We start from the raw sequence: 4247 nt of genomic DNA, 5'->3' as shown, positions 1-4247 counted from the left end.
GCCTCTGCAGCGCCCGTACCAGCCGCCCCCGTTGTAGCCGCCAGCCTGCCGGCCCAGCCCGCAGCACCGGTGGCACGGCCGGCCCCGGTCTCCGCAGCTGACGCAGACGCCATGAAAGACCTGGAACGCCTTTTCCGCATCCGCGACCAGGAACTGGGCCAGCCAAGCGACAGCAATTCCGCCGTCGGTTACGAAGCCACGCGCCCTTCCCCGCTGTAACGCGCCAGCTCCGGCCGGGCCATCAACAGCGCAGCGGGGCAGCTGCTGGTGTACGCTTGCCTGATGAGCCCTCCCGTCACGCCCCCAAGCCCCGCAACCGCCGCGCAAGACTCCTCCCTCCTCATCGACTCACGCTACGCCGTGATGCGGCTCATGGTCACGCTGGCGCTGATGACCGTCGGCGCCTGCGGCATGTATGTGGTGGCCGTGGTGCTGCCCGCAGTGCAGGCTGAATTCAGCGTGACGCGGGCCGATGCCTCCCTGCCGTATACCGCGCTCATGATCGGCTTCGGTGTTGGCGGCGTTCTGATGGGGCGGCTGGCCGACCGCTTTGGCGTCATGGTTCCCTTGCTGRTTGGCGCAGTGGGACTGGGCCTGGGTTTTGCCCTGGCCGCCATGGCCGGCAACATTTGGATGTTCTCGCTGGCCCACGGCCTGCTGATCGGCTTTCTCGGCTCTGCCGCCACCTTTGCGCCGCTGCTGGCCGACACCTCGCTCTGGTTTGTACGGCGCCGCGGTTTTGCCGTGGCGGTGTGCGCCAGTGGCAACTACCTGGGCGGCGCGATCTGGCCGCCCATCGTTCAGCATTTTGTCGAGGCCGTGGGCTGGCGCCAGACCTATCTGTGGCTCGGCCTTTTCAGCTTCGTCACCATGACGGCGCTGGCCCTGCTGATGCGCAAGCGCCCGCCGGTGGCCGTGGCGTCCGCGGTAGGCAACAGCGGTATCGCCGCCACCACCAGCAGCATGCCTTTCGGCCTGACGCCGGGCTCGGCGCAAATGCTGCTGTGCGTGGCCAGCGTGGCCTGCTGCGTGGCCATGGCCATGCCGCAAGTGCACATCGTGTCGTACTGCACCGACCTGGGCTACGGCGCGGCGCGCGGCGCTGAAATGCTGTCGCTCATGCTGGCCTGCGGTGTGGTGAGCCGCTTGGTGTCGGGCGCGATCTGCGACCGTATCGGCGGGCTGCGCACGCTGATGCTGGGCTCGGTGCTGCAAGGCATCGCGCTGCTGCTGTTTTTGCCCTTTGACGGACTGGTATCGCTTTACGTCATCGCCGCGCTGTTCGGCCTGTTCCAGGGCGGCCTCGTACCGGCTTACGCCATCATCGTGCGCGAATACTTCGAGCCCGCCGAGGCCGGCGCGCGCGTGGGCACGGTGATCATGGCATCCTTGCTGGGCATGGCGCTGGGCGGCTGGATGTCAGGCAAGGTGTTTGACCTCACCGGTTCCTACCACGCCGCATTCCTCAACGGCATCGCGTGGAACCTGCTGAACTTCAGCATCGCGTTTTTCCTGCTGTGGCGCGTGCGGCGGATGGCGCGGACGGCCGTGACGAAAACAGCGGCGGCCTGAACAACGTCCTGGTCTTGCCCGGATCGCTATTCTTTTAATAGCTGCTTGCGCCCGTTTTGTAAGGGCTACAGCCAGTTTTACTTAAAATCCCGTCAGGCCAGAACCCGGCGCAACCACTGCTCCAGGTCGGTGATTTCCTGCGGGCACACCGAGTGTTCCATCATGTACTCGTGCCACTCGACCGTGTAGCCCATGGCGCTGAGCGCATCGCGCGTGGCGGTGGCGCGCGGCAGCACCACCACACCGTCGCGCGTGCCATGCGCCAGAAAAATGGGTACATCCTGGTTGGCGGCGCTGCGCTCGGCGGCTGTTTTGTCGGCCAGCGGCAGGTAACCCGACAGGCCCGCAATGCCGGCCAGCCGTTCCCCGTGGCGCAGGCCCGTCATGAGCGCCATGGCACAGCCCTGCGAAAAGCCCGCCACCACGATGCGGCTGGCAGGGATGCCGCGCGACTTTTCCCGGGCGATCAATGCCTCGATGTCGCCCTGCGACTTGCGCAACCCGGCCTCATCCTGCCGGCTCACCAGGTCGGCGCCCAGCAGGTCGTACCAGGCCGGCATGACGTAGCCGCCGTTGATGGTGACCGGAATGCTGGGCGCACTCGGAAACAGGAAACGCACATCTCCCACGCTGGACAGGTCCATCTGTTCGGCAATCGGCAGGAAGTCCCGGCCGTCGGCCCCGAGGCCGTGCATGATGAGAACGGTGGCGACGGGCTTGTCGCCCGTCTGGGCTTCAATGACTTCGAGGGGCATGGGGTGACGGGTCCAGGTGGTTGAGGAAGCAGATGACGATTGAATGCCGCGGGCTTGAAGCTGCAAGGCACACCAGCCGGGATTTTAAGACCGGCCTAAGCTGACCCGCGAACAATGGTTTCCGGCAGCGCTGAACACCTGGCGCACAAAGCCTGCTACGGTGTGATGACAAGGCAGCTGGCCAGGCCTTCGCGCAGATCGGCAGGCCGCATGAACACAGTGTCAGGCAGCACACTGCGCCGATTTGCTGCCCATCGTTGCAGAAGGAGCATGCTGAAATGAAAACCCTGACCCACAAGGCCGCCTCGGCCGTCCTCGGTGCGCTGATGGCGGGTGGCGCGCTGGCCCAGGCAAGCGCCCCCTTGCCGCCGGTGCGCACCAGCGGCCCGGTTGAATACCTGAGCGGCGGCATCGGCGCCGACGAATCCGCAGCGATCCGCAATGCCAGCGGGCAGTGGCCGCTGACACTCGAATTTGCCATCAAGGACAAGCAGCGTGCCGACTTCGCGGCCGACGTGAAGGTGCGGGTGCTCGATGCCCGGGGAAATGAAGTGCTTCAGGCCACGTCGGAAGGCCCCTTCCTGCTGGCCCGGCTGGCACCGGGCAGTTATGCCGTGGAGGCGACGCTCGCCGGCCAGACCCAGCGCAGGAAGGTGGACTTGAAGGCAGGCAAACCCTCCAGAGAGGTGTTCCTCTGGGGCGCGGGCGCCGATAAAACCGGGCCGTAAGCACACCGGGACTGCCTGCCTTCATCGAATTTTTCAAGTCAAATCATGCATAACGTCACCGAACTGATCCACGCGATAGACGACGGGACCCTGCCGGACGCCGAGCGGCGACGCCTGCTGGCGGCAGCAACCGGCATCGCTGCCGGCGCCGGCCTGCTGGCTGCGGCCTACCCCTTCGCCGCCAGCCTTGCACCCTCTGAAGTGGCGCGCGCCCAGGGCGGCCCGGTGCTTGTCGATATTTCCGCACTGGCGACAGGCGAGCTGCGCACTGTCGCCTGGCGCGGAAAACCGGTCTGGTTGATGCGCCGCAGCGAGGAGATGGTGCGCGCGCTGCAGCAGCCCAATCCGGCATTGGCGGACCCGCAGTCCAGGCGATCCGAACAACCGAAATCGTGCGCCAACGCGACCCGCTCCGAGCGCCCCGAAATCCTGGTGGCGGTGGGGGTGTGCACACACCTGGGCTGCTCACCGACCCTGCGCCTGGACGACAGCGCGCTGAATGCCGAGCTTCATGCGCCCGGTGGATTTTTTTGCCCCTGCCACGGCTCCCGGTTTGATCTTGCCGGCCGCGTGGTGAAGAACGTACCGGCGCCGACCAACCTGGACATCCCGGAATACCAATTCATCGACGCCACCAAGCTGCAAATCGGCCAGACAAGCTAGTGTCACTGCGGCTTGTGCCACAGCAGAGGCTTTGCTAGCATCTGGCGTCAGCATTTTCTGACGCAGGTTGGAGATCACATGAAGCTCATCATTGCCGCCGTCGCCCTGGCCACTTCGTCCCTGGCGTTTGCCCATAACTGCCCCAACGAGATGAAGGCGATTGACGCCAAGCTCTCCACCAACCCCAAGCTCTCGCCCGCCGACATGACCAAAGTGAAAGAGCTTCGCGCCGATGGCGAAAAGTTTCACAAGGAAGGCAAGCACGACGACTCCATGAAAGCGCTGGGCAGCGCGAAGAAGCTGCTCGGGATTTAAACCGCACAGGCGATCCCGCGGTGCAAGGCCGCTGGTCGCCCAAACAGAAAAGAGAAACGGCAGTCCGCACGCCGGGATGCCGCCGCAATGACCTGCACCGCGATAATTCCCCGCAGGAGAATTGCCACATGACAGCGATGACAACCATGCCGCCCTTGTCGGGGCTGCAGTACTACCAGGTGGACGTGTTCACCCACGAAGCGCTGGCCGGCAA

6 protein-coding genes and 1 pseudogene are annotated in these 4247 nt (G+C 65.3%); 6 read left to right on the top strand and 1 reads right to left on the bottom strand.

The window, feature by feature from the left end; translation table 11 throughout:
- Both AC1D1P_RS16050 and AC1D1P_RS16045 read left to right on the top strand, forming a co-directional pair.
- A pseudogene (locus AC1D1P_RS16050) lies at positions 1-219 on the top strand (hypothetical protein); the annotation flags it as partial.
- Positions 220-282: 63 nt separating this feature from the next.
- The gene (locus AC1D1P_RS16045) at positions 283-1572 is read left to right on the top strand and encodes an MFS transporter (protein WP_477673660.1); all 1290 of its coding nucleotides are present in this window, start codon (positions 283-285) and stop codon (positions 1570-1572) included.
- A 92-nt stretch (positions 1573-1664) separates the two neighbouring features.
- On the opposite strand, the gene AC1D1P_RS16040 is transcribed toward AC1D1P_RS16045, so the two are convergent.
- The gene (locus tag AC1D1P_RS16040; RefSeq protein WP_477673659.1) at positions 1665-2327 is read right to left on the bottom strand and encodes an alpha/beta hydrolase; all 663 of its coding nucleotides are present in this window, start codon (positions 2325-2327) and stop codon (positions 1665-1667) included.
- 278 nt (positions 2328-2605) lie between these two features.
- Here AC1D1P_RS16040 and AC1D1P_RS16035 point away from each other — a divergent pair, with 278 nt between their 5' ends.
- The 4 genes from AC1D1P_RS16035 to AC1D1P_RS16020 form a co-directional block, all read left to right on the top strand.
- A complete protein-coding gene (locus tag AC1D1P_RS16035; protein ID WP_477673658.1) occupies positions 2606-3055 on the top strand; it encodes a carboxypeptidase-like regulatory domain-containing protein in 450 nt (149 codons plus the stop codon).
- Between the two features lie 45 nt (positions 3056-3100).
- Positions 3101-3718: a ubiquinol-cytochrome c reductase iron-sulfur subunit gene (gene petA / locus AC1D1P_RS16030; RefSeq protein WP_477673657.1), complete on the top strand. Its 618-nt coding sequence runs from the start codon at positions 3101-3103 to the stop codon at positions 3716-3718.
- 78 nt (positions 3719-3796) lie between these two features.
- Positions 3797-4033, top strand: coding sequence for a hypothetical protein (locus tag AC1D1P_RS16025; protein ID WP_477671501.1), 237 nt, complete (start codon positions 3797-3799; stop codon positions 4031-4033).
- Positions 4034-4053: 20 nt separating this feature from the next.
- Positions 4054-4247: hypothetical protein (locus tag AC1D1P_RS16020; protein WP_477673656.1), on the top strand; the 194-nt coding region annotated here is incomplete at its 3' end.

This window comes from Polaromonas sp. P1_E1_2 (assembly GCF_056406035.1).
Note: the sequence above shows the minus strand (reverse complement) of the source record. Positions and strands in the feature narration are given on the sequence as shown.

What these genes read in the sequence shown, in the direction of transcription:
- AC1D1P_RS16035 (WP_477673658.1), top strand. Translation starts at nt 2,606, where the DNA reads ATGAAAACCCTGACCCACAAGGCCGCCTCGGCCGTCCTCGGTGCGCTG.
- petA (WP_477673657.1), top strand. Translation starts at nt 3,101, where the DNA reads ATGCATAACGTCACCGAACTGATCCACGCGATAGACGACGGGACCCTG.
- AC1D1P_RS16040 (WP_477673659.1), bottom strand. Translation starts at nt 2,327, where the DNA reads ATGCCCCTCGAAGTCATTGAAGCCCAGACGGGCGACAAGCCCGTCGCC.
- AC1D1P_RS16025 (WP_477671501.1), top strand. Translation starts at nt 3,797, where the DNA reads ATGAAGCTCATCATTGCCGCCGTCGCCCTGGCCACTTCGTCCCTGGCG.